Raw genomic sequence first — 24,651 nt, 5'->3', positions numbered from 1 at the left:
CAATGCCAGTTTTTACTCAACCATTTGCAGAAGCGTGCCGTAAGTCGCATTTCTGCTGGCAACGCAACGCAAACGATTTTTTCCGGCGACGTCATGGCAATCGAAAAGCGGCTGGAGGCCGCGTTTCGATTCGGAACCAAGGGACTATTTTCTCTCAGCCGGCTTCCGACACACGCGCAAGCGCCACGATGAGAGAGGCTTTCTGGCCGTCGAGTTCTGCAAGCCGTTCCCGCTCCGCCTCGACAATATCAGGCCGGGCGTTAGCGACGAATTTCTCGTTGGAGAGCTTGCCGAGGATGCGCTCGCGCGCCTGATCGGTCTTGGCCAGCGCCTTTTCAACACGCATTTTCTCTGCCGCGAGATCGATCAGACTGCCGAGCGGCAGGCAGATGGTCGCCTCGCCAACGACGATCTGGGCACTCCCCTTCGGCGCAACCGAGGACATGTCAATGGCATCGACACGGGCAAGGCGGCGGATGGCAGCGGCATGACGCTCAAGACGCTCGCGCGTGAGATCGCTGGCTCCGACGACGACCAGCGGTGCGATGGCAGCCGGCGGCACATTCATCTCCGCACGAACCGAGCGGATACCGGTGACGAGTTCGATAAGCCAGTTGGTCTCTTCCGCGGCGAGGTCGTCGGCATAGGACGATACCGGCCATTCAGCATGGCACAACAATCCGTCCCTCGCCTTTGCGTCGCCTGCCGTGTGCGCCCAAAGCTCTTCCGTCATGAAGGGCATGAACGGGTGAAGCAGCTTATAGGTCTCGTCGAGAACATGGGCGACGCAGGCCTGAGATTCCGCCTTGGCGGCCTCATCCGCGCCGCTGAAGACCGGCTTGAGCAGTTCGAGATACCAGTCGCAGAACTGGTTCCAGACGAACCGGTAGAGGCTGCCTGCGGCTTCGTTGAAGCGGTAGCTCTCGATAGCTCCCGTCACATCGCGAATGGTGCGGGACAGTTCGGTCAGAATCCAGCGATTGACTGTCAGCGAGACTGTTTCCGGAATAAAATCGGGCGCGCCGTTTACGCCGTTCATTCCGGCAAACCGCGTCGCGTTCCAGAGTTTGGTGCCAAAATTCCGATAACCGGCGATGCGGGCGGGATCGAGCTTCACATCGCGCCCCTGGGCCGCCATGATCGCCAGCGTGAAGCGCAGGGCATCGGCGCCGTATTCGTCGATCAGGTCCAGCGGATCGATGACATTGCCTTTCGACTTCGACATCTTCGCGCCGTTCTTGTCGCGGACCAGGGCGTGGATGTAGATCGTGTGGAAAGGCTCAACCGGGTTGCCCTTGTTGTCCTTCATGAAATGCAGGCCCATCTGCATCATCCGGACCACCCAGAACGGGATGATGTCGAAGCCGGTCACCAGCACATTGGTGGGATAGTATCGCGCAAGCTCCGCCGTCTTGTCCGGCCAGCCGAGCGTCGAGAACGGCCAGAGAGCAGACGAAAACCATGTGTCGAGCACGTCCTCATCGCGCGTCAGGATTTCGCCGGGGCGGAAATTCTCGAGAAGATCCTCCACATAGGCCTTCATCGGGCCTTCATGAGCCAGATAATGCTGGATCGCGGCATGCAGCGCCTCTTCCTCGGTTTTCTCGACGAAGACCTGACCGTCCGGACCATACCATGCGGGGATCTGGTGACCCCACCAGAGCTGGCGCGAAATGCACCATGGCTCGATGTTTTCCAGCCACTCGAAATACGTCTTTTCCCAGTTCTTCGGAACGAAACGCGTGCGTCCTTCGCGAACGGACTGCAATGCCGGCTTCGCCAGCGTCTTGTTGTCCACCCACCATTGTTCCGTCAGCCGGGGCTCGATCGGAACCCCACCCCGGTCGCCATGCGGCACGGTGTGCTTGTGCGGCTCGATCCTGTCGAGAAGACCACGCTCTTCGAACATCGCGACGATCGCCTTGCGGGCCGCAAACCGCTCGACATTGTCGAGCGCCGAAACGATGGTTTCCAGTTCGTCGGTTGCCGGCAGGCCCTCCAGAAAGTCTTCGTTGCCGGCAAGCGTCAGATGACCATCGACCGTCAGGATATTCACCATTCGCAAATGCCGGCGCCGGCCGACGTCGAAATCGTTGAAATCATGCGCGGGTGTCATCTTGACGGCACCGGTGCCGGCTGTCGGATCAGGATATTCGTCGGCAACAATCGGGATACGGCGGCCGATCAGCGGGAGGATCACATGTTTTCCGACGATCGCCGTATAGCGCTCGTCGTCCGGATGTACGGCAACACCGGTATCGCCGAGCATGGTTTCCGGCCGGGTGGTGGCAACGACCAGATAGTCGCGCGTTTCCCATTCGGTCGCTTTGCCCTCCGCATCGAAGGCAATCGGATGTTCGTAAGTGACGCCCGGTTCCAGCGGATAGCGCAGGTGCCAGAGGCTCCCGGCCATTTCGATCTGTTCGACCTCCATATCCGAAATCGCCGTCAGAAGCTTCGGATCCCAGTTGACGAGGCGCTTGTCTTTGTAGATCAAACCTTCCTTGTAGAGCGAAACGAAGACCTCGAGAACAGCCTCCGAAAGGCCCTCGTCCATGGTGAAGCGTTCGCGCGACCAGTCGCAGGAGGCACCGAGCCGCTTCAACTGATTGAAAATCAGCCCGCCCGACTCGGCCTTCCATTCCCAGACCTTGTCGATGAAGGCTTCGCGGCCCATCTCGCGGCGATGCAGCTGCTGTTCCATCAGCTTGCGCTCGACGACCATCTGGGTGGCGATGCCGGCATGGTCCATGCCAGGCTGCCACAGCACGTCCTTGCCCCGCATGCGCTCGAAACGCACCATGATGTCCTGCAGCGTGTTGTTAAGCGCGTGCCCCATATGCAGCGAGCCGGTAACGTTCGGCGGCGGGATGACGATGCAGAAGGTCTCGGCGCCCGGTTTTGCACCAGCGCCGGCGCGGAAAGCATCCTCTTCGTCCCATTTCTGGGCGATGCGAGGCTCGACAGCAGCGGAATCATAGGTTTTTTCAAGCATTCTGGGGCCAAACTTGCTGAATTGATCTGGTGGTTTGTAAATCGGAACGCTGCTTTGGTGTCAACAATAACAACAAAAAAGCCGCCAGTGCGGTGCTGGCGGCCTGACAACGAACCTTGGAAATATCAGCGCCGCGGGCCGCGGGCGACGCGCTCAATCTCTTCCCGAACAAGGCGCTCCACCAAAGTCGGCAGGTTATCGTCCAGCCATTCCTGCAACATCGGACGCAGCATATCCTCGGCGATCTCGTCGAACGAACGCCGGGGCTTGCTGTCGATGGCCAGCGCAAGATCTCCGAAGGAACGCGCGACCTGTTCCCCCACCGCCGGCGACACCAGAGCCGTCACCTCCCGTTCCGGAGACGACTCTTGCGCGCTTTCCGCAGCAAGATATGTCGCGTTTTGTCCGGGCGCTGGAGCGATCTGTTCAGCCTCGTTCGCATGAGGCAATTCGGTGGTGAGCGCCGCAGTCGCCGTATCGGCCTGCTGCACCGGTTCCTGTTGCATCGGTTCGGGCTGCACTGCTTCCGGCTGAACGAATGCAGGACGGTAGGCGGCCGTTTCCTCGTCCCGCAAGGGTGTCGCGTTGCGCTCGGATGCCGCGCGGACACGGGCGGCAACGTCTGCCAGCGACAAAGGTGGCGACAGGGACGCGGCGGGCCTTACGGGCGCAGGCTGCGCTTCTACCCGCTCGGGTGCCGCGTCCGCCTTGTGCAGGTCCGCTGCAAATTCCGCAGTCAGAACATCCTCGTCTATCGTCAGTTCGATCTCGGCGTCATCGTAGACGGAGTCTCCGTGATAGGTGTCCTGCGGGGCGTGTCCGAGATCATTGGCCGGGAAACCTGGAATGCCTGGTTCGTTGCTCTCGATGATCTTGCGGATGGAGGCGAGGATCTCGTCCATCGACGGTTCGCGCGCTGTATTGGGCTGTGGCATCATTATCCCCGTGTCTGCGGTCGCGTCGATTATCGAATGCATTCCGCTCCGTCATCGGGCTGACTGTATGTGGTTTTCCGTGCCGAACAAAACGACACGAATCATTAACTCCGATTCTTGCACAGATTTGTTCGCAGGGCACCCGCTATCGCCGAGCGCGCGATCAGCATGCAGAGTTGCGTGTCTTCCCAGAAAATTATTGTCTGTCGACCGTGCGCAATCCGAACCACTTGTCCTTGACGGCTTCGTAATGCTCCTCGGCGCGATACTCGGCGACATCGAGGTTCTGGCTCTTGATCGTCAACCTGCCCGTCGAGGCAAGGAGCGAGTAGCTGGCGACGACGGCGTTGCGTTGCGATGTCACCAGACTTTCTTCGGCGGCCAGGACGCTCTGTTGTGCGTCAAGCACATCAAGCGTCGTGCGCTGACCGACCTTCCGTTCCTCGATAACGCCCGCCAGCGCCATATTCGCAGCGCTGACTTCCGCCTTGTTGGCGCTGATGTTCGCAATGGCAGCCTCAAGCTGCGCATAGGCAGAGACAATGGTCTGCTGCACTTCCGCTCGCGCTGAATCGACGAGTATCCGCTGCTGCCCCAGGCGTTCCTTGGCCTGACGTATCTGCCCGTATTCCGCACCACCCTGATAGATCGGCACTTCAAGACGCGCGGTAACGGAACTCGTGCTGCTGTCCGTGCTGGTCGGCGAGTCCCCCGTGTTGCGCGTGATCGAGCCTTGAACGACGACGCCGGGAAGCATGGTTCCTTCTGCAGACTTCACCCTGAAACCGGCAGCGTCCACATTATACTCGGCGGCGGCAATAGTCGGGTTGTCACGCAAACCGCCGGCAACGGCCTGATCGAGATTTTTGGGCATCGCCCTGGATGCAGGAGACGGTTGCTTGATGGACTTCGGAGCATCCCCGACGATCCGCACATACACCGCTTCGCTCTGCTTCAACTGAGACACGGCGCTCGCCAAAATTGCCTGGGCGCTTGCAAGTTCTGCCTGCGCCTGGCTGACATCGGTGCGCGTCCCCTCGCCCACGTCAAGCCGCGCTGTGGCGGCCTTCAGCTGTTCCTTCAGAAAGGCGAGGTTCTGCTTGCGGATGGCGACGATGCGTTGATCACGGGCGATGTTTGCATAGGATTGCGCAGCAGCAAGCAAAATTGAGATTTCATTGGCTTTCAGAGTTTCCCGGCTCGAAAAGACATTGGCTTCCGCGGCCCTGACATTGTTCAGCGTCTGAAATCCGTCGAAGATCTGCTGGGTAATGGTGATCCCCGCTGCGCCGGTATGAAAATCCGCCCTGGGGCCGAATTCACGATCGAGACGCGTGAGCGCACCCGTGGCGGTCGCCGCAATCCGCGGCCGATATCCGGATTTCGCAATCGGCACGCCCTCGTCCGTCGCCCGCAGAGCCGCCCGAACGGCGTTCAGATCCGGATTGTTCTGATAGGCCTTTTCCATCGCACCGAAGATCGTTTCGGCAAAAGCCGAAGGCGCACCCAGATTGGCTGCTGCCGATACAAGGACGGTGATGGCTAGTTTACGAAACATCGGCAAATTCTTTCCCGGCACGACAGCCGGTCCCCCCAGCCAAATTCCGCAATATAACCAGACCACAACCAGAGCGGTGCCGGTCATCCCTTTCGTAAATTCACTTTGAAGCGCGGATTTGGCGACGCCGCAACCGTGCCCGTCATCCTCTACCGCAGTTGACAAAAGGAAAAGACACCGCGTTGCCGATCAGCCACATTCGTTTGGCTGACTGCACCGATGCGCTCACAAAACGTAGGTCTTTAAAAGACGAATTCTCGGGCAAGCCGGAATCCTGGAAGGGGCTTGACCGCTGTATTGAAAGCCGGCCGCTCGGAAATCCTGCCGTTTTCGTTCAGGAACAGCCGCGCACGCGATGCATTGCCGGCGCCGACGACGGCAACCAGGCGGCCGCCATCGCTCAATTGAGCGAGCAGTGCTTGCGGTACGGTCTCTACCGAACCATGGACGAAGATCGCGTTGTAAGGCGCGGCCGCCGCATGGGCCTTTTCCAGATCGCCTGTCACGACGGAAACATTGGAGTAGCCAAGGCGGTTCAGTGTCGCTGTGGCCTCCTGCGCAAGTGCCGGCTCGCTTTCGAGCGCGACGACCGAGCTTGCCAGCATCGAAAGGACAGCGGACGCGTAGCCTGTGCCGGCGCCGACTTCGAGGACCTTGTCCTGTTTGGAGATCGAGGCCAGTTGCAACAGTTTTGCCAGCGGTGACGGCTCCATCAGATAACGTTTTCCGGAAACCCCTTCGACGGACAGTTCGATATCGGTATCGATGTAGGCGAGCGGCTTCTTGGCGACAGGTACGAAGTCCTCCCGCGGGACGGCAAGGAAGGCTGCCAGAACGGCATGCGACGTCACATCCGTGGTACGGATCTGGTTATCGACCATCTTGATGCGTGCTGCTTCGAAGTCCATCTTGCTGCCTCATTATCCGGATCGCCACGGCGGCGTTCGCTTTGGTGCACGGAGAAACGACCTGCGCGATACCCGCAGCGACGCTCATAATTCGGCATCGCCGTGGTTTCAAGCTATGGAATGCAGTTCTCGCAAAAAAGCAAGCTCCACGAGGCCACTCAGGGTCGGCAAAAGTGGGGCCTTGAAAGATCCGCGGCTATCGAGGTCTTACGGATTATATGGTCGCCAACTCAACCGGCGGGAGCGGCTTCCAGTCCGACAAGGCCGATTTTGACGTAGCCGGCGCGCTGGATGAGGTTCATCACTTTCATCAGTTCACCGTAATCGACCAGTTTGTCGGCCCGCAGGAGAATGCGGGTCTGGGTATTGCCCTCTGTGATGCGTGACAATTCCGCCGCAAAGGTTTCGCGTGCCGTCTCCTCGTTGCCGAGTGCCAGCGTGAGATCGCTTTTCAGCGTGACAAAAACCGGCTTGTCATCCCGTTTCGTCTGCTGCGCAGCCGATTGCGGCAGATCCACCTTCATGTCCACGGTGGCGAGCGGCGCGGCGACCATGAAGATGATCAAAAGGACAAGCATGACGTCGATGAAGGGCGTGACGTTGATTTCGCTGTTTTCGTCGAGATCGCCGCCGCTTTCGCTGATTCTGCTGGCCATAGGTCACCCGATCCGTGCGATGCCAATATCCGCATGGGCATGCGGCTCCGATTTGCGCGGCGCTATGCGGCGCGCCTGACGGAAATCGAGATCCCGGCTGACCAGCTGCTCGACGGCCGCCGAGGCATCGGCCAGAAGCAGACGATATCCGCTGATGGCCCGCGAGAAATAATTGTAGATCACGACGGCCGGAATGGCGGCAACGAGACCTATGGCTGTCGCAAGAAGCGCTTCGGCGATGCCGGGCGCGACAATCGCCAAATTTGTCGTCTGTGCCTGGCTGATGCCGATGAACGAATTCATGATGCCCCAGACGGTCCCGAAAAGGCCGACAAAGGGAGAAATGGACCCGATCGTCGCCAGGATCCCGGTACCGCTGGCAATGCGTTTTCCGGCTCCGGCCTCGATCCGCTGCAGTTGCGAGGCCAGCCTTTCCTTGATTCCCTGCGCAGGAACGACATCGAGAACGGCTTCGGACTTCGAAAGCTCGGTCAAGGCTGCGGCAAACATGGTGCCTGCCGGACCGAATTTCCGGGAAAGGCTGTCTCCGATGTCCCGAAGCACGATCGCTTCCGTCAGCAGACGGACGGCGCGTTTCAGTTTCCGCCGCGCGGCCGAGAGTTCAAAAACCTTGAAAACCAGGATGGCCCAGGTGGCGACGGAAGCCAGCGCAAGGGCGCTCATGACAATCTTGACGACGATATCCGCTGCAAGGAACATGCCGACCGGAGACAGATCGTGCGGTAGACCCGGGTTGCCTTCAGGAGGAGCAACACCCTCCGCTTCCGCGGGAGAGGCGGAATCCGCAGGGATTGCCTGCATGGTCTGCTGCGAGGGGAGCATCTGTCCGGCGGGCGCCGTTTGCACATCCTGCGTTTGCTCTGCTGCCGGGGCCTGATTTTCCTGCGCTTGAACCGGCGCTGCACTCACCATCACAAGCGCAGTAAGGGCCAAAATCGAAAATTTTGATATCGGGCGGCTCGCCATGGCTCCATCCTTGTCTTCAGGCCACCCGTCGCTCCTTGGGAGGATAAGAGACGGGGAAACAATTCCTCAAACGGCCGATGTGAACCTCGCCGTTGCGGTGTCATATGCCAGACTATGGCAGAAACGCAAGGATTTGTGGAGTAAATTAATCAAGAATATATCTGCGGCTCTGATTGCCGGCAGGCCCGCTTCACGGGTCGGAAAATTCACCGCTTCGCCAGTCATAGGATCTGTGCCGGACCCAGGGCCGCTGCAGATCGTTTAAAGCAGTCACCAGCCGCATCGGTGTCTTCTCGTCTTTCGCTTTGCGTGACGGCTCGGCGGCGAAAATTTCGATCGCACCTGTGCGCCTCAGGCTTCGGCCCGTGAACAGCTGCGCTGACGACCGGCAGGCGCTGAGGCGTACCCCGACCGGTGTCACAACGATATCTGCTTCATCACAGGCAGCGCCGAGAAAGCGGACATCCTCGACCGTGACGATTTTCCAGCCGGGCGCGGCCGTGCCCGCGCACCATTGTTTCGGGACGCAGGCAAACCTGTTCATCTTCGTCTCGGCAAGCAATTGACGCATGCCGCGCCGCGCCGCGGGCAGATCGACCGGAGGCCCGTTCCGAGCCCGGCCCGGCCCTGCTCCGGTTTTGCCGTCCGTTTCGCCGATCAGCAAGTCGCGCCTCTGGAGCGGCTTCACGACCTTTCCCAAAACAAGGGCACGCTGCCATTGCGAAAACACGAAGTCCGGTGGCTTTTCCCGGTTCGTCGCCGTTTTTCTTCCATGGATCATGGCCACCATGCGTCCATCTTCCGCGATGACAACCACCGGCCTCTCCATTGCTCCGATCCAGGCCACGCAGAGCCCTACCGCGACCACGGCTATTCCCGACAGGGCGAGCCATGTGCGCAGCAGGCAAGCCAGCACACCGCCGGTGGCGATCAGGACGAAGGCAAGCACGGGAATGCGGCCGGTCGTCACCTCCCCGCCCCAGGACGACACCATCTTTGCGACGAAGATGACCCATTCCAATCCCTGCCCCATGACAAGCAACGGGTAGCGATCCAGCCCGAACGGCATCAGCAACATGGCAAGCAGGGCAAAGGGCATGACAAGGATGCTGATGACCGGCATCGCCAGAATATTGCCGACCAGACCATAGGCTGCGAGGCGATGAAAATATCCGGCGGAATAAATCATCGTTGCCAGGCCGCCGATGAGAGAACTGAGCAGCAACCCGCCAAAAAATCCGCTGACGGCCTTGAGCGGCACGGCCCGTCCCGTTGGCATCGCCGGTCCGGATTTCGGCCTTTCCCGCCACCGCGAATAGCCGGCAACGAGCGCAAGCGTTGCCGCAAAAGACATCTGGAAACCCGGCCCGGTCACGGCCGATGGCGTGATGACAAGAATGACGATCGCCGACAAGGCGACATTGCGCAGGCTGATCGAAGGGCGGTCGACGAAAACCGCGACGAGCATGATGGAAATCATGATCCACGATCGCACAGCAGACACGGCCCCGCCCGAAATGAGAATATAAAGAAAGACCATGACCAGCGCCCCGGCGGCGGCGGCCTTCTTGATGGGAAAGCGATGGGCGAGACCGGGGATGAGGCTGAGAAGCGTTCGCGCGCCGATCAGGAAGGTTCCGGCCGCCAGCACCATGTTGAGACCGGAGATTGCCAGAACATGCGCCAGCCCGGCTTCCCGCAGGGCCTCGATCGTTTCGCGACCGATGGCTTTCTCCTCGGCCGTGATAAGTGCCGCGGCAATCGCCCCGGCGTCGCCGCCGATCGTCGAGCGTATGCGATGCCCGATACTTTCCCGCATTCTGGCCATCGCGGCCTGAGCCGCCTGAAGCCGGCCTTCTCCGGCGATTGCTCCGGATTCAACAGGGGCCGGTGCGCCGTAAAAATAGCCGACGGCACCGATGCTTTTGAAATAACTGTCGAAGGCAAAATCGTTGAGACCGGGCAAGGCTGGGCCGGACGGCGGCGAAAGTCGAGCCTTTCCCTCCACGCCGCCACCGACCTCAATCGGTTTTCCGCGACTGCGCGACAACAGAGTCACCGTTTCCGGCGGGCGCTTCAACCTCGGATTTGCCGTGCTGCCGATGGCAATCGTGTACCGCCAATGTCCCCGGTCTGTCGTTTCCCGCGACAGGACCGTGCCGCGCACCAAGGTCGTCACCGGCGAATCCAAAATTACTGTCGCCTTGCGCGCCGTTTCTGCGGTGGCAAGCACCATGCCGGCGAGTATCAGGGCGGCTGCGAATAGCGCGGTGCGCCATGCGCTGCAGGAATGCCGGAATATGAATGCCGCTATGCCAAAAATGCAAAGCAGCACTGCAATTTTTGTAGGATCGAGTTGTTGGCGCGTGGAAAACCAAACCAGAGAGCCAGCCCCAAGACAGACGGGCACGAACAAAAAGCCATGACCGAATGCCTGTTCCTCCTCCACTGCCCGGCGATAGACCACCTTGATATGCGATAACCGCGCAAAGGCATGTGGTTTCCGCCAGAGGCCCAGTCGGCGGGCGCGGGCCGGTTCGCTAGCAGTTTCAGGAACTTGCCGGCTATCGCCAGCCATGGCAAACCATGCCTCGCGATGTTGCGAGCGCGCTGCCGAGACTAGCTCCTTCCCATCGCCCATGGATGCCATTCCATCCTGCCAAGGTCTGTGGACAATGCAACCTCCAACGGCATAATGCAACCGTCAGGAATGTTGCATAAAAAAGTGGCAACACTTGACAGCGGCTGCGGAGGCACTTGGCGTGAACCTGTTTATCCGTTGGACATGTCGGCATAACATGCAATTATTGCATTGCCGTATGCCTATTTTTGCGTCGCAATATTTGCCCTTGCTTCAACTTGGCAGTCAGACTCAAATCGGATAGCACATGGTCGGCGTTAATATATGCGGCATAATTGTGTGCCAGTTTGCTGCAAACGGAGGATCCCCATGACAGGAAAAAGCGCAGTTGTGACGGTCGACGGAAAATCGGTAGATTTGCCGGTGCGATCGGGCTCGATCGGTCCGGATGTGGTCGATATCGGCACCCTTTACAAGCAGACCGGCCAGTTCACCTATGATCCCGGCTTCACCTCGACAGCCTCCTGCGAATCGAAGATCACCTATATCGATGGCGATCAGGGCATTCTCCTGCACCGCGGCTACCCGATCGAACAGCTTGCTGAACACGGCGACTTTCTTGAAGTCTGCTACCTGTTGCTCTACGGCGAACTTCCGACCGCTGCGCAGAAGAAGGATTTCGACTATCGCGTCACGCATCACACCATGGTGCACGAACAGATGTCGCGCTTCTTTACCGGCTTCCGCCGTGATGCGCATCCGATGGCCGTCATGTGCGGCTGTGTCGGGGCGCTGTCCGCCTTCTATCACGACTCCACCGACATTACCGATCCGCATCAGCGCATGGTGGCCTCCCTGCGCATGATCGCCAAGATGCCGACGCTTGCCGCCATGGCCTATAAGTACCATATCGGCCAGCCCTTCGTTTATCCGAAGAACGATCTCGACTATGCATCCAACTTCCTGCGCATGTGCTTTGCCGTCCCGTGCGAAGACTATGTGGTCAATCCCGTGCTGTCGCGGGCAATGGACCGCATCTTCATCCTGCATGCGGATCACGAGCAGAATGCTTCCACCTCGACGGTTCGGCTTGCCGGCTCCTCGGGGGCTAATCCCTTCGCCTGCATCGCTGCCGGCATTGCCTGCCTCTGGGGACCCGCCCATGGCGGCGCCAACGAGGCTGCCCTCAACATGCTGTCGGAAATCGGCTCGGTCGACCGTATCCCGGAATTCGTTGCGCGTGCCAAGGACAAGAACGACCCGTTCCGCCTGATGGGCTTCGGTCACCGGGTCTACAAGAACTACGACCCGCGCGCCAAGATCATGCAGAAGACGACGCATGAGGTTCTGGCCGAACTGGGCCATAAGGACGATCCGTTGCTCGAAGTTGCGATGGAACTGGAGCGCATTGCCCTGACGGACAGCTATTTCATCGAAAAGAAGCTCTATCCGAACATCGACTTCTATTCCGGCATCACGCTGAAGGCGCTGGGCTTCCCCACGACCATGTTTACCGTTCTCTTCGCGCTTGCCCGCACCGTCGGCTGGATCGCCCAGTGGAACGAGATGATCGAGGATCCGGAACAGCGCATCGGCCGGCCACGCCAGCTCTATATCGGCGAACCCGAACGCGATTACATTCCCGTTTCGAAACGTTAAACCTAAGCCTATGAACGTTGAAAAGCCCGGTCAGAGATGATCGGGCTTTCTTGTTTTGAGGATATCGAGGACGACACAGGCTGCGCTTTCTCCGGGTGGATTTTGCGTCTCCATCCGCTGCCAGACCGTCCGGAAGCCGGCAAGCATCGCCGCCCTTTCCGGCGTGTCGGCCATCAGCCGCTCCATCCAGCGCGCCAGGGCGCCCGGCCGGATGGCTTCGTTGAGATATTCGGGAACCACCGGATAATCCGCCATCAGATTGGGGAGCGCCGCGGTCCAGATCTTGATGCGCTTGTGCATCAGGCGAATGAACCAGTCGGCCTTATAGGCCGAAATCACAGGAATTCCGGACAGCGCCAACTCCAGAATCACCGTTCCGGACGCCGCGATCGCCGCATCCGCCTCGGAAAAGGCCTGCCATTTGGTCGACGATCCGACGGAAATCTCGGGTTGCACCCTCCAGGACGATGTGATGGCCCGCACCAGTTGCTCCTGTTGCGTGACAGTCGGCAACAGGAAACGCATGCCTGGATGCCGAACGAGCAGGATCTCCATCGTCTTGCCGAAGTCCGGCAGCAATCGGGTGATTTCGCTCGAGCGAGAACCTGGCAACAAAAGGCAGGTTGCCCCCGCCCCGGCAGCGACGCCTTCCGCATGTTTTTGTACCTGTCTGGCGCGCACCGCCAGCACATCCGGATCGTTTGCCAGACGATGACCGACATAGGTTGTCGGTGGCCCGCCGAGACGTTGCATGACCTCCGGCTCGAACGGCAGCACCGCGAGTACGTGATCGACATAAGCGAGCATTTTAACCGCGCGCTCCTGTTTCCAGGCCCAGACGCTCGGACAGACATAATTCACGATTGGCAGGTCCGGCAGGGCCTTGCGAACGATCTTGGCCACGCGATGGGTGAAATCCGGGCTGTCGATGATGACGAGCATATCGGGCTTTGCGGCGATGATATGCCGCGCCGTCTGGCGGATGCGCATGACAAGCTTGGGCAGTTTTGCCAGAACCTGGGAAATGCCCATGATGGACAGTTCGGAATAATCGAACAGCGATGTCAGGCCTTCGGCTTGAAGCGCTTCCCCGCCAACGCCGATAACGTTTAACGAGCCCGGAACCAGAGGTCTGAACGCCCGGATCAGGTCAGCGCCGAGCAGGTCACCAGAGACCTCGCCCGCAACCACTGCGATCTTCAGTCCAGGCCCGCTCATCATATGCCGCTCAGGAACGCGCGGTCGATACCGGCGACAAAGAGGCCGGCGTTGTCGGCTTCGGAAATCAGCGCCGATCTTTCCAGAACCAGCGCCCGACCGGCTTCAACGGCAATTCCGGCCAGGCCTGCTGCCCGCGCACCGAGAACGGTCGAGGCGCCGATGGACGGAAGATCTGCGCGGAGATCCTGCTGCGGCTTGCACAGCTTGACCAGGACGCCGCGACGGTGTGATGAAATTCGTCCCTCGGCACGCAGGGCGGCAACGCGGGCCAGCATGGCATCCGTTCCTTCCGGCCCCTCCAGCGCAACGACGCGGCCGCCGACCGCAACTGCCCCCTGTCCGACGTCGAGCCTGCCAAGCGAAACGGCCGCGGAGGCGGCAACCTCGATATTCTTCCAGTCTTCCCGATCCGGCGAGATCTTTCCCAACGGACCTGTCTCAGCCAGCAACTCGGGGATGATGTCCTGAACGCCGATAACGCGCGCGCCGCTCGCCTCGATCAGCCCGATCGCCATCTTGAGAACGGCGTCGTCGCCACCGGAGATCAGCGTTTTCAGCACGGCCGGAACTTTCGCCAGCGTGCGCAGTGTCGGCCTGATGTCGCGCCACTCGGGACGTCGCCGGACCCCCCCAGACAGCACGACACGATCGATACCCTTGGCGAGCAGCGCAGCCGTAATCGATTTGAAATTGCCGATGCCAAGCGTCGCATGGTCGAAACCCGACCAGTCACGGCCGCTCTCGTTCTTGAGCGCGATGATGTAGGGATTGTCGCCTCGTGCACGGGCAGCCTCTGCGACATGATGCGGAAGCATGCCGCCGCCTGCAATGATAGCCAGCCTTCCCCGTGTCTCCGGCCGGCTGTCGATGCTCATCGGGATCAGCCCCTTTTACCCCGGCTTGGCGACGACAGGGCACGATCGCTCTCGGCCGCGATAAAATCGAGAATTTGCAAAGCCGGCGGGCAGTTTTCATACTCTGCGCGAATGGCCGCCGCATTGGCACGGATCGATTCCGGTCCTTCGAAAATCTGTTTGTAAGCCCGGCGAACCTCATGGATGACCGGCTTTTCAAAGCCGGCGCGGGCCATACCGACCACGTTCAGGCCGCTCAATATGCCGGGATTGCCGTTGAGCATGCCATAGGGGATGACGTCGTAGCTGACAGCCGAAAGTCCGCCGATAAAGGCTTGCCGTCCGATCCGCGTGAATTGGTGCACGGCAGAGCCGCCGCCGAGAATGGCCCGATCCTCCACGGTCACGTGACCGGCCAGCATCACATTGTTGGAGAGAATGATGTTATTCCCAAGACGGCAATCATGGGCGACATGCGCATAGGCGAGGAACAGGTTGTTGTCGCCGACGATCGTTGCGCCGCCATGTTCGACGGTGCCGGTGTTCATCGTGACACCTTCGCGGATCGTGCAGTTCTCGCCGATCGTCAGGGTCGTATCGACCGCGCTGTGATGCACGCTTTGTGAATCGCCACCGATTACCGCCGAGGGAAATAGTTTCGACCCCTTGCCGACGGTGGTGCGGCCCAGCACGACGACATGGCTGATAAGCTCGACATTATCCGCCAGCGTCACCTTCGGCCCGATGTGACAGAAGGGACCGATCACGACATTGTCGCCGATCACCGCCCCGTCTTCGATGACCGAGAGCGGATGGATCTTCGCAGTGGGGGCGATCATGATCAGGCGTCTTCCTTGCTGATAATCATTGCGCCGATATCAGCTTCCGCAACCAGTTGCCCGTCAACTTTTGCATCACAATGAAATTTCCAGATATTGCCACGCTGCTTTTGCTTGACCACGTGGTATTCGACACGGTCCCCGGGCACGACCGGCTTGCGGAACCGCGCATTGTCAATGGTCATGAAGTAGACGAGATTGCTGCCGTTGCCGGTCTTGCGGGCACAGATAGCTCCGGCCGTCTGGGCCATGCCTTCGATGAGCAGAACCCCCGGCATGATCGGCTGTTCCGGAAAATGGCCGGTGAAATGCGGCTCGTTCGCCGTCACGTTCTTGATCCCGATCGCCGAACTGTCGCCGTCGATCTGGATGATCCGATCAACCAGAAGAAACGGGTAGCGATGGGGAAGCAGTTTCATGATGTCCTGGATTTCAGCCGTTCCGAGAACAGCGTTTTCTGGTTCACTCATTTTTGCCTCCGGATCTCTTTTGTCTGCTCTGGGCTCGTGCGGACATCTCCGCAACATCGCGAAGAAAATCGCGCATGGGGCGCGCCGGGATGCCGCCATAACGTTCGCCAGCCGGAACATCGGCAGCGACACCGCTCATTGCCGCGATCTGTGCACGATTGCCGATACGGATATGTCCGTTGATGGCGGCGGCTCCGCCGATCATGACACCGTCGCCGATATGCGTGCTGCCGGCGATGCCGACCTGGGCGGCAATACCGCAGTGACGGCCAATGCGCACATTATGCCCGAGTTGCACCAGATTATCGATCTTCGTGCCTTCGCCAACCACCGTGTCGTCCATCGCTCCGCGATCGATGGTCGTATTCGCACCAATCTCGACCCAGTCCTGCAGAATGACGCGGCCGATCTGGACGATCTTGATCATGCCGCCCTTCGGGCCTGGAGCGTTTCCGAAGCCGTCCTGACCGATCCGGGCACCTGCGTGAATGATGACATTGTTGCCGATGAGAGAGCAGACAACGCTTGCTCCGGCCGCTATCGTACAATCGCGACCAATGCGGACACCTGCGCCGATGACCGCGCCCGCGCCGATCCGCGTGCCCTCGCCGATCTCAGCACCCGCGCCGATCACCGCCAGCGCCTCGACCTCGACGCCGGCTTCCAGCCGTGCCTGCGGATCGATCACAGCCATTGGCGAGATGCCGCCCTGCGACAGGGTGCGGGACGGTCGCATCGCGTCCTGATGCAGATAAGCACCAGCAAGCGCAAAGGCCGTATGCGGGTGAGCGGTCAGCAACACAGGAATATGGGCGGGAACCAAGGGAGCAAGGGCCGCGTCGCAGACAATCGCCGCTGCCTGGCACGTGTCCAGTTCAAGACGGTTCTTGCGCGACACCATATAGCAAATGTCGCCGTCTTTTGCCCTGTAAACGGGCGCCACCGACCGGACGATCCGGTCGGCGCTCGTCTTGTCTTCGAGGGTTGCGCCGATGTGAACAGCCAGATCGCTCAGGCGAACCCCAGCATGCAGCGGGAAGAACCAGTTGTTTTCCATAGCCAACACTCCAGAACAGTTTTGGCAGGCAGTTCTGGACTGCAAAGGTTAGAAGGACGACGAAATACCGAACTTGAGGTTCTGAACCTTGTCGTAATCTTCCTTTGCAACAGGAATGGCATAATCGACACGCAGCGGCCCGAAGGGGGATGCCCACATGAGGCCGATACCGACCGAAGCGCGCAGGTCGCTGCCTGTACCCCTGACACCGTCCGCAGCCGTCACATTGACGTCGTTACCATAAAGCGTGCCGGCATCTGCAAAGATCGCGCCACGGAAGCCAGCATCACGCGCGACGAAAGGCAGCGGGAACGTTGCCTCGGCTGATGCTGTGAAATAGGTCGTACCGCCGATGGCATCGCCATTTTCAGCACGCGGACCGACGCCGTTGCGCTCGAAACCGCGAATGTCGCTGTTGCCAAGCTGGAACTGGTCGAAGACCTCCATCTGGCCGCCGGTGTTGATCACATGGCCGGCAGTACCGGCAAGCGATGCAATAATGTCGGCATCTTCATTGACGGTATAGAACCACTTTGCCTTGGCCGTCAGCTTGTAGAAGTCGGACGTCCCGCCCAAGCCGGCATATTCCTGCGTTACCGATGCGAGAATACCTTCATGCGCCAATTGCGCGTCATCAAGCGAATTATAGGTCAAAGTCTGGGATATCGACGACCGTGTCCACGAAGAATCATTCACCACGCGGCGGTAGGGGCTCGACAGTTCGTCGGTGTCGCCGCTGTAATCAAGCTCCGTATAATTGTAGCGGAACGTCGTCGACAGTCTTTCCGTGATCGGCGCGGTGACGCGCAGGCTGAAGCCCTGATCCTCGTAGCTGTAATTGTCGTCGTCGAAGTCATTCTCGTTCTTGAAGATATCAAACCCGGCTGCCAGACGATAGCCGAGGAAATAGGGCTCCGTGAACGAAACGTTATAGGTCTTGCTGTCCTCGCCGCGACCGGCGGCAAGACGGATATACTGACCGCGACCGAGGAAGTTCTTTTCCTCGATAGACGCTTCCAGAAGGAAGCCGCCGCCGCTGCCGGCCGAATAGCCTGCACCGATACCGAAGGAGCCGGTCGACTGATCCTGCACATCGACAACGATGACAACGCGGTCGGACGCAGTGCCGGCCTGCGTCGAGATATTGACGGCCGAGAAATAACCCAGCGCCTCCAGGCGGCGCTTTGCCGTCGCAATCATTTCCTGATTGAACGCATCGCCTTCGCTCATATCGAATTCGCGGCGGATCACGTAGTCGCGGGTTCGCGTATTGCCCCGGATTTCGATGCGCTCGATATAGGCGCGTTCACCCTGATCCACGAGGTAATCGACGGCGATCGTGCGATTGCCGAAATCGCGGTTGCCGCGCGGCGTCACGCGCGCGAATGGATAGCCCTGAGCGGCCACCCGTTGCGAGATTGCCGAGATGCTTTCCTGAACGTCCTTGGCCTTGTAGACGGAGCCTTCCGAGGTCTGGATCAGACCCTTGAGCTCTTCGGCATCGACACCCTCGACGGTCGATTCCACATTTACCGGACCAAAGTCGTAGCGCTCGCCCTCTTCCACCGTGATCGTCACCGTATACTCATTGCTCGTTTCATCGAGAACGGCATCGGACGACACGACGCGGAAATCGGCATAACCGCGGTTATAATAAAACTGGCGTAGCAGTTCCTCATCGGCCCGAAGCTTGTCCGCATTATAGACATCCTTCCGGTTCAGGAAGGAGAAAATGCCGGACTTCTTCGTCGCGATCACGGCCTGGAGACGGCCATTGCTGTAGGCGTTGTTGCCGACGAAATTAATGGAGGTGATCTTCGTGCGGTCACCTTCGTTGATTACGAAGGCCAGGTTGACACGTCCTTCGGCAATCGGAACCACCTGGGTTGTGACCGTGACATCGTTGCGGCCGATGCCGGCATACGCATCCTTGATCGCCTGAATGTCATATTCCGCCGTCGCTTCGCTATAGGGACCGAGCGAGCGGGTACGGACGGCAGCCTGCAGCTTGTCGTCCTTGATCTTGCGGTTGCCGTTGAAGACAACCTGGTTGACCAACTGGTTTTCGCTGACGGTCACGACCAGCGTACCGCCGGAAACATTGATACTGACATCGGAGAAATAGCCGGTCGAATACAGGCGCTTCACGGAAGCGTCGATATCGGAATTGCTGAAGCTTTTGCCGGGAACGATGGTGACGTTTGCACGGACTGTTTCCGGGCTGACTCGTGTCGCTCCGCGGACTTCGACGCGGCTGATGGTTGCGGCTTCTGCGACAGATGCGCTTGCAAGCGTTACAATGCCAGTCCCCGATGCGACAATCCCAGTAGACAGCGCAACCGCCGACACCGCGTTCAAAAATTTTGAACCAGCTTTCATAAATCTTACCTTCTTCCCGATGCCCCGCAGCGAACTCATACCGACTCCGGTCACGGCTGCCGTTTTAACTGCTTTTCTCATACAAGCAAGGTAGCTCGTTAATTTCTGTTTACTTCGATTGAAACCGTGTCCCAATCGCCACTACGGAATTGCTTTATCGTAAACAATTCCTTTCGATCCAACCTGTTGAATAGACTGGGCTCCGCAGCTTGGCTCCGTAAAGCCCGCGCCGTTTTTCAAGTCACCTTCGTTATCCGATCAACGAACTGATGTCGTTCCAGGTTGCAAACACCATAAGCATCAGGATCATTGCAAAACCGATACGAAAGGCGATGTCCTGGGTACCCGGTCCGACCGGTTTCCCCCGTATCGCTTCCACGGCATAAAACATGAGATGACCTCCATCAAGGACTGGCACGGGCATAAGATTGAGCAATCCAATGGAAACTGACAAAACGGCTGCCAATTGCAGCACGGCAGCGATGCCGATCGTCGCCATCTGACCCGATGCCTGTGCGACGCGGATCGGGCCACCCAACTGGTCCGGCTTCATCCGGCCGGTCACGAGATTGGCGACGTAGTTGAAGGTGCCGGTAACGATATGCCAGCTCTCGACCACCCCCTGCCCGATGGCTTCGACGGGGCCAAGATTTTCAAGACGAAAATTGCCGGTTTCCTGGTTCGTCACGATGCCGATGATGCCAAGTTCGATCTTGTTGCCGAACTGGTCGGTAATGTCGGTCCGCTGAGGCGTCATCGGCAGGTCGAGCAGTTCACCGCCACGTTTGATCTGGATCGTGATCGGCGTCTCCGGCCGAATGCTGACATAGCGCCGCACATCGTCGAAAGTCGTCACAGCGTTGCCATCGATGGATACCAGGAGATCGCCCGGCTGCACGCCGGCCTGGGCGGCGGCGCTATTTTCCTTTACCTCCGCCACCACAGGGTCGGCCACCGGCCTCCCGTAGATCGAGAACAGCACGGCGAAAATCGCGATCGCGAGGATGAAGTTTGCGATCGGACCGGCCGCCACGGTGGCGGCACGCTTCCACAGTTTGGCACCGAGAAATGTCCGGTCACGGTCTTCAGCCGAATATTGCTGCAGACGGGCATAGTCGGGGATGCTCGCCGCGTCTTCGTCGCCGAAGAATTTCACGTAACCACCAAGCGGGATTGCACAGAACTTCCAGCGCGTTCCCTGCTTGTCGGTATAGCCGAGCAGTTCCGGACCGAAACCGACCGAGAATGCCAGGATCCGGATACCGGACCAGCGGCCGACGAGGTAGTGCCCCATCTCATGCACGAAGACGAGCAATGTCAGGACAGCCAGGAACGGAACGATATAGCCGACAATGAATTGAAACATTTCAGCCAGATAAGCCATGGAATCCTCGATCAGCTAGGCAGCGCCGCTTAAGGCGCAAGCAGGATTGCCCCCATGGGAGCGTTTTGTCCACCGGCGAGCATGACCTGTATCAGAACAAACAGAAGCGCGGCAAAACAGGCAAAAACAAGTCCATCGACGCGGTCCATGACGCCGCCATGTCCGGGAATCAGCTTGCTCGAATCCTTCACGCCGAAGCGACGTTTGATGTAGGACTCGAAAAGATCGCCGACCTGGCTGGAAACGGACAGAAAAAGCGCCAGCAACGGAATGCGCACGTCGTCCAGCGAAAAATAGCTGGCAACCACGGCGACCCCGGCAACGACTCCAAAAAACGCCCCGCCAATAGAGCCCGACCAGGTTTTTCCAGGAGAAATCCGTGGAGCAAGCTTCGGGCCGCCGATTGCCCGACCGACGAAATAGGCCAGAATATCCGTTGCCCAGACAACCGCGAAAACGAAGATCATCGCAACCAGACCGATATCGCTGTCGCCGCGGATCGCCGAAAGCGATATTCCCGTCAGTCCCGCATAGACAATTCCGCCCGGCAACCACCAGCTGCCGGCTCTGAGGACAACCCAGCCTGCGGCAAGGGCGGCAAAGCCGGCCAGGACCAGCAGAGTGAGCTGGGATCCATCAAACAGGATAAGAGCGGCGATGACGATCTGCGACAACCAGCCCAGCGCATTGCCTCGAAAATCCCGCGCGGCAAGCTTCGTGATCGTTGACCATTCGTAATAAATCAGGACGGCAATCGCGACGGACAACAGTTCAAAGGCTATGCCGCCGGCCCATGTGGCGCCAAGCGCCAAAGCGGCCATCACGATGCCCGACACGACGCGCAACTTCAGTTCTTTCTGCATCAGGACCCGACCGCCAGCGTTGCCGGCTGTGCCAGCCCGCCGAACCGCCGCTCGCGGCTGCCATAGGCCTGCAGGGCACTCAAGAAAACCTCGCGCGTGAAATCCGGCCACAGTTCCGGAACGAACAACAGTTCGGAGTAAGCTGCCTGCCATAGCAGAAAATTGGACAGACGCTCCTCGCCGCTCGTTCTCAGGACCAGATCAGGATCCGGTATTCCAGCCGTATCGAGCCTGCTTGTGATCCGCTCGGCCGTGATCTGGTCGGGCGTCAACCGCCCCTGCGCCACCTCTACAGCCAAAGCCCGGGCGGCTCGCGTTATCTCGTCGCGGGCACCATAATTGAAAGCGATGACCAGTGTTATGCCACTGTTGTCGAGTGTGGTTTCCTCGGCCTCGATCAGCAGCGGGAGGATGTCGCCGCGAAGGTTGGTCTTGTCGCCGATGACGCGGATTCGGACATTTTGCCGATGCAGGTCGGACAGGTCTCTTCGGATAAAGGCTTTCAGCAACCCCATGAGGTCGCTGACTTCAGCCTCCGGCCGGCTCCAGTTCTCGGACGAAAACGCAAAGAGCGTCAGGTAGCGGATTCCGACCTCACCGGCCGTCCGTACTGCTTCGCGCACGGCCTCGACGCCCTTGCGATGCCCCATCGTGCGCGGAAGCCCGCGCAGATTGGCCCATCGACCGTTACCATCCATGATGATGGCAACATGCTCAGGTATATTTCTGATCAACGGGTTCGACATCGTGGTCCGATAAAACAGTGACTCGAAACGGCAGGCTATACCTGCATGATTTCCTTTTCCTTATCGACGAGCAAGCGGTCGACCTCGGAAATCGTCTCATCGGTCATTTTCTGCACCTTGTCCGACTGGCTGCGGCTGACATCCTGGCCGATATCGCCATCCTTCTCGGCTTTTTTCAGGCTGTCCATGCCATCGCGACGCACGTTGCGGATCGCCACTTTGGCCTTTTCGGCGTAATCATGGGAAACCTTCACCAGCGATTTGCGGCGCTCCTCGTTCAATTCCGGCAAGGGAATGCGCAGGTTCTGTCCGTCAACGATCGGATTCAGTCCGAGATTCGATTCCCGGATAGCGCGATCGACGGCGCCGACCATGGACTTGTCCCAGATCGAGACACCCAGCATACGCGATTCCGGAACGGTTATATTGGCAACCTGGTTGAGCGGCACGCGCGAACCATAGGCCTCCACCATAACCGGATCGAGAACATTGGCCGATGCACGGCCGGTCCGAAGCGACGCGATGTCTTGTTTGAAAGCAGCGATCGCACCTTCCATGCGCCGCTTCAGGTCACCCAGATCAATACCTTCACTCATGGATCAAACTCCCATCCTTATCATCATCGGCCCTTTCATTTCGATGCGGGCCACAGCATCTGTCAGTTGTCGGTCACAATGGTCGAACGACCGCCGCCGGTCAGGATATCCGCAAAACCGCCCTTCTCGTGAATGGAAAAGACGATGATCGGAATGCTGTTTTCGCGTGCTAGCGCGACGGCGGCAACGTCCATGACCGCCAGCCCCTTTTCCAGGACTTCCGAATGCGTCAGGCGGTCGAAGCGCGTTGCGGTCGGATCCTTCTTGGGGTCGGCCGTATAGATACCGTCCACCTGCGTTCCCTTGAAGATTGCTTCCGCACCCATTTCAGCGGCGCGAAGGGCGGCAGCCGAATCTGTCGTGAAGAAGGGATTACCCGTGCCGCCGGCGAAAATGACCACGCGCCCGAGCGACAGGTGGTAGAGGGTCGCGCGCTGCGAGAAACTCTCGCAGATTTCGGGCATGGCGATGGCGGACAGGACGACGGTATCGATGTCGAGCTTGCGCAGCGATGTCGCCAGCGCCAACGCGTTTATGATCGTCGCCAGCATGCCCATGTGGTCGCCGGTCACGCGGTCTCCACCCTTGGAGGCAACCGCGACACCGCGGAAGATATTGCCGCCACCGACCACAACGCCCACTTCCACGCCCATGGCGCGGGCCTGCGCGATATCCGATGCGATGCGGTCGGCGACCGCGACATCGATGCCGAAGCCCTGGTTGCCCATGAGCGCTTCACCGGAGGCTTTCAGCAAAACACGTTTGAAGAGAGGGTTGGCCGACATCGTCACTCCTGTCCAAGACGACACACATCCAAGATGGTGTGCAAACTGATCTCATTCACTCTTGAGCGGCCACGATCATTCCGAAGGCTGATGCCTGGAAGAGCCTGCGGCAATTGAATGATGATGCCGGATACACGAAGGGCACCGCGTTGTCACGCGATGCCCTTGTTGTTTTCTGAAATGGCTTGAAGAAATCAGCCCTTGGCGACAGCGGCCACTTCGGCGGCGAAATCGCTCTCTTCCTTCTCGACGCCTTCGCCGAGAAGAAGACGGGCCATGCCGGTCACTTCGATCGGCGCGCCGACGGCCTTTTCAGCTTCCTTGACAGCAGCTTCCACGGTCAGATCGGGGTTCATGACGAAAGCCTGCGAGAGAAGAGCAACTTCCTCGAAGAATTTGCGCATGCGGCCATCTACCATCTTTTCGATGATATTGTCCGGCTTGCCCGAAGCGCGCGACTGCTCGATGAAGATGTTGCGCTCGCGTTCGGCGACAGCGGCATCGACTTCGGTCGAGCGGATCGCCAACGGGTTGGTCGCAGCGATGTGCATGGCAACCTGGCGGCCGATTGCGCTCAAAGCTTCCTTGTCGCCGGTGGACTTCAGCGCCACGAGAACGCCGAGCTTGCCCAGACCGTCTGCAACCGAGTTGTGGACATAGGTGGCGACCACGCCGTCTTCGACCGACAGAAGGGCCGCGCGACGAAGCGACATGTTCTCGCCGATCGTGGCAATGGCGTCGGTCACCGTTTCGGCAACGGTCTTGCCGGTTGCCGGATAGGATGCGGCCGAGATGGCTTCGACCGAACCGTCCGTGTCGATGGCGACCTGGGCGATGCCGCGGACCAGGTCCTGGAAAGCTTCGTTGCGGGCAACGAAGTCGGTTTCGGAGTTCAGCTCGATGACGACGGCTTTCGTGCCGGTGCTGGCGATGCCGATAAGACCTTCGGCAGCGGCGCGGCCGGACTTCTTGTCTGCCTTGGCGATGCCCTTGGCGCGCAACCAGTCGATCGCAGCTTCCATGTCGCCACCGGTTTCAGCCAGCGCCTTCTTGCAATCCATCATGCCTGCGCCGGTCTTTTCGCGCAGTTCCTTCACCATTGCTGCAGTAATGTTCATCTTTATCGCCTCTTCGTTGTTCAGCTGGTCCGCAGCCACAAGGCCGGCGCGGCACCAGGA

19 protein-coding genes and 1 pseudogene are annotated in these 24,651 nt (G+C 59.4%); 1 reads left to right on the top strand and 19 read right to left on the bottom strand.

The genetic code is table 11. The annotated features are described in order from the left end of the window. Positions 1-154: 154 nt before the first annotated feature. From PY308_RS10820 to PY308_RS10790, 7 genes and pseudogenes are all read right to left on the bottom strand, one after another. Positions 155-2,995, bottom strand: coding sequence for a valine--tRNA ligase (locus PY308_RS10820; RefSeq protein ID WP_275782324.1), 2,841 nt, complete (start codon positions 2,993-2,995; stop codon positions 155-157). A 125-nt stretch (positions 2,996-3,120) separates the two neighbouring features. After that, the gene (locus tag PY308_RS10815; RefSeq protein WP_275782323.1) at positions 3,121-3,930 is read right to left on the bottom strand and encodes a PopZ family protein; all 810 of its coding nucleotides are present in this window, start codon (positions 3,928-3,930) and stop codon (positions 3,121-3,123) included. A 196-nt stretch (positions 3,931-4,126) separates the two neighbouring features. After that, positions 4,127-5,422, bottom strand: a pseudogene (locus tag PY308_RS10810) (TolC family outer membrane protein); the annotation flags it as partial. Between the two features lie 308 nt (positions 5,423-5,730). Next, positions 5,731-6,396, bottom strand: a complete 666-nt coding sequence (locus PY308_RS10805; protein WP_275782322.1) for a protein-L-isoaspartate O-methyltransferase family protein — start codon at positions 6,394-6,396, stop codon at positions 5,731-5,733. Between the two features lie 230 nt (positions 6,397-6,626). Beyond that, entirely contained in the window at positions 6,627-7,052 is a 426-nt protein-coding gene (gene exbD / locus PY308_RS10800) for a TonB system transport protein ExbD (RefSeq protein ID WP_275782321.1), read from the bottom strand. Between the two features lie 3 nt (positions 7,053-7,055). After that, complete coding sequence (exbB, locus tag PY308_RS10795; protein ID WP_275782320.1) at positions 7,056-8,039, bottom strand: tonB-system energizer ExbB; 984 nt, start codon at positions 8,037-8,039, stop codon at positions 7,056-7,058. A gap of 190 nt (positions 8,040-8,229) precedes the next feature. Continuing rightward, positions 8,230-10,680 (bottom strand): ComEC/Rec2 family competence protein, encoded by a 2,451-nt coding sequence (locus PY308_RS10790; protein ID WP_275782319.1) that lies wholly within the window; start codon positions 10,678-10,680, stop codon positions 8,230-8,232. Between the two features lie 309 nt (positions 10,681-10,989). Between PY308_RS10790 and gltA the strand changes: the two genes are divergently transcribed. Then, entirely contained in the window at positions 10,990-12,279 is a 1,290-nt protein-coding gene (gene gltA, locus PY308_RS10785) for a citrate synthase (protein ID WP_275790965.1), read from the top strand. Positions 12,280-12,309: 30 nt separating this feature from the next. On the opposite strand, the gene lpxB is transcribed toward gltA, so the two are convergent. The 12 genes from lpxB to tsf all read right to left on the bottom strand — a co-directional run bounded on the left by lpxB (position 12,310) and on the right by tsf (position 24,591). Continuing rightward, on the bottom strand, positions 12,310-13,497 hold the full coding sequence (gene lpxB / locus PY308_RS10780) for a lipid-A-disaccharide synthase (RefSeq protein ID WP_275791089.1): 1,188 nt from the start codon (positions 13,495-13,497) through the stop codon (positions 12,310-12,312). Next, positions 13,497-14,381 carry an LpxI family protein gene (locus tag PY308_RS10775; RefSeq protein ID WP_275791088.1) on the bottom strand — a complete coding sequence of 295 codons (885 nt, stop codon included), beginning with the start codon at positions 14,379-14,381 and terminating at the stop codon, positions 13,497-13,499. The genes lpxB and PY308_RS10775 overlap by 1 nt, the downstream gene beginning before the upstream one ends. Beyond that, positions 14,381-15,193 (bottom strand): acyl-ACP--UDP-N-acetylglucosamine O-acyltransferase, encoded by an 813-nt coding sequence (lpxA, locus tag PY308_RS10770; RefSeq protein ID WP_434064227.1) that lies wholly within the window; start codon positions 15,191-15,193, stop codon positions 14,381-14,383. The genes PY308_RS10775 and lpxA overlap by 1 nt, the downstream gene beginning before the upstream one ends. A gap of 2 nt (positions 15,194-15,195) precedes the next feature. After that, positions 15,196-15,663 carry a 3-hydroxyacyl-ACP dehydratase FabZ gene (gene fabZ, locus PY308_RS10765; RefSeq protein WP_275790964.1) on the bottom strand — a complete coding sequence of 156 codons (468 nt, stop codon included), beginning with the start codon at positions 15,661-15,663 and terminating at the stop codon, positions 15,196-15,198. Next, positions 15,656-16,720, bottom strand: coding sequence for a UDP-3-O-(3-hydroxymyristoyl)glucosamine N-acyltransferase (lpxD, locus tag PY308_RS10760; protein WP_275790963.1), 1,065 nt, complete (start codon positions 16,718-16,720; stop codon positions 15,656-15,658). The genes fabZ and lpxD overlap by 8 nt, the downstream gene beginning before the upstream one ends. A 48-nt stretch (positions 16,721-16,768) precedes the next feature. Next, positions 16,769-19,099, bottom strand: coding sequence for an outer membrane protein assembly factor BamA (gene bamA / locus PY308_RS10755; RefSeq protein ID WP_275790962.1), 2,331 nt, complete (start codon positions 19,097-19,099; stop codon positions 16,769-16,771). Positions 19,100-19,349: 250 nt separating this feature from the next. Next, positions 19,350-20,483 carry an RIP metalloprotease RseP gene (rseP, locus tag PY308_RS10750; protein WP_275790961.1) on the bottom strand — a complete coding sequence of 378 codons (1,134 nt, stop codon included), beginning with the start codon at positions 20,481-20,483 and terminating at the stop codon, positions 19,350-19,352. Positions 20,484-20,512: 29 nt separating this feature from the next. Then, positions 20,513-21,346, bottom strand: a complete 834-nt coding sequence (locus PY308_RS10745) for a phosphatidate cytidylyltransferase (protein ID WP_275790960.1) — start codon at positions 21,344-21,346, stop codon at positions 20,513-20,515. After that, positions 21,346-22,092 carry an isoprenyl transferase gene (locus PY308_RS10740; protein ID WP_434064226.1) on the bottom strand — a complete coding sequence of 249 codons (747 nt, stop codon included), beginning with the start codon at positions 22,090-22,092 and terminating at the stop codon, positions 21,346-21,348. The genes PY308_RS10745 and PY308_RS10740 overlap by 1 nt, the downstream gene beginning before the upstream one ends. Before the next feature lie 35 nt (positions 22,093-22,127). Beyond that, entirely contained in the window at positions 22,128-22,688 is a 561-nt protein-coding gene (gene frr, locus PY308_RS10735; RefSeq protein ID WP_275790959.1) for a ribosome recycling factor, read from the bottom strand. A 62-nt stretch (positions 22,689-22,750) separates the two neighbouring features. Then, positions 22,751-23,473, bottom strand: a complete 723-nt coding sequence (gene pyrH, locus PY308_RS10730) for a UMP kinase (RefSeq protein WP_275790958.1) — start codon at positions 23,471-23,473, stop codon at positions 22,751-22,753. 194 nt (positions 23,474-23,667) lie between these two features. After that, positions 23,668-24,591, bottom strand: coding sequence for a translation elongation factor Ts (tsf, locus tag PY308_RS10725; protein WP_275790957.1), 924 nt, complete (start codon positions 24,589-24,591; stop codon positions 23,668-23,670). Between the last annotated feature and the right edge of the window lie 60 nt (positions 24,592-24,651).

The organism is Pararhizobium gei (genome assembly GCF_029223885.1).
Classification (GTDB): Bacteria; Pseudomonadota; Alphaproteobacteria; order Rhizobiales; family Rhizobiaceae; genus Pararhizobium; species Pararhizobium gei.
This window is presented reverse-complemented; position numbering and strand designations above follow the sequence as displayed.

Excerpts from the sequence above, each read along its gene's own strand:
- PY308_RS10745 (WP_275790960.1), bottom strand. The coding sequence starts at position 21,346 with ATGCAGAAAGAACTGAAGTTGCGCGTCGTGTCGGGCATCGTGATGGCC.
- PY308_RS10805 (WP_275782322.1), bottom strand. The coding sequence starts at position 6,396 with ATGGACTTCGAAGCAGCACGCATCAAGATGGTCGATAACCAGATCCGT.
- exbB (WP_275782320.1), bottom strand. The coding sequence starts at position 8,039 with ATGGCGAGCCGCCCGATATCAAAATTTTCGATTTTGGCCCTTACTGCG.
- lpxA (WP_434064227.1), bottom strand. The coding sequence starts at position 15,193 with ATGATCGCCCCCACTGCGAAGATCCATCCGCTCTCGGTCATCGAAGAC.
- gltA (WP_275790965.1), top strand. The coding sequence starts at position 10,990 with ATGACAGGAAAAAGCGCAGTTGTGACGGTCGACGGAAAATCGGTAGAT.
- lpxB (WP_275791089.1), bottom strand. The coding sequence starts at position 13,497 with ATGAGCGGGCCTGGACTGAAGATCGCAGTGGTTGCGGGCGAGGTCTCT.
- PY308_RS10815 (WP_275782323.1), bottom strand. The coding sequence starts at position 3,930 with ATGCCACAGCCCAATACAGCGCGCGAACCGTCGATGGACGAGATCCTC.
- lpxD (WP_275790963.1), bottom strand. The coding sequence starts at position 16,720 with ATGGAAAACAACTGGTTCTTCCCGCTGCATGCTGGGGTTCGCCTGAGC.
- exbD (WP_275782321.1), bottom strand. The coding sequence starts at position 7,052 with ATGGCCAGCAGAATCAGCGAAAGCGGCGGCGATCTCGACGAAAACAGC.
- rseP (WP_275790961.1), bottom strand. The coding sequence starts at position 20,483 with ATGGCTTATCTGGCTGAAATGTTTCAATTCATTGTCGGCTATATCGTT.
- PY308_RS10790 (WP_275782319.1), bottom strand. The coding sequence starts at position 10,680 with ATGGGCGATGGGAAGGAGCTAGTCTCGGCAGCGCGCTCGCAACATCGC.
- PY308_RS10820 (WP_275782324.1), bottom strand. The coding sequence starts at position 2,995 with ATGCTTGAAAAAACCTATGATTCCGCTGCTGTCGAGCCTCGCATCGCC.
- tsf (WP_275790957.1), bottom strand. The coding sequence starts at position 24,591 with ATGAACATTACTGCAGCAATGGTGAAGGAACTGCGCGAAAAGACCGGC.
- pyrH (WP_275790958.1), bottom strand. The coding sequence starts at position 23,473 with ATGTCGGCCAACCCTCTCTTCAAACGTGTTTTGCTGAAAGCCTCCGGT.
- bamA (WP_275790962.1), bottom strand. The coding sequence starts at position 19,099 with ATGAAAGCTGGTTCAAAATTTTTGAACGCGGTGTCGGCGGTTGCGCTG.
- PY308_RS10740 (WP_434064226.1), bottom strand. The coding sequence starts at position 22,092 with ATGTCGAACCCGTTGATCAGAAATATACCTGAGCATGTTGCCATCATC.
- fabZ (WP_275790964.1), bottom strand. The coding sequence starts at position 15,663 with ATGAGTGAACCAGAAAACGCTGTTCTCGGAACGGCTGAAATCCAGGAC.
- frr (WP_275790959.1), bottom strand. The coding sequence starts at position 22,688 with ATGAGTGAAGGTATTGATCTGGGTGACCTGAAGCGGCGCATGGAAGGT.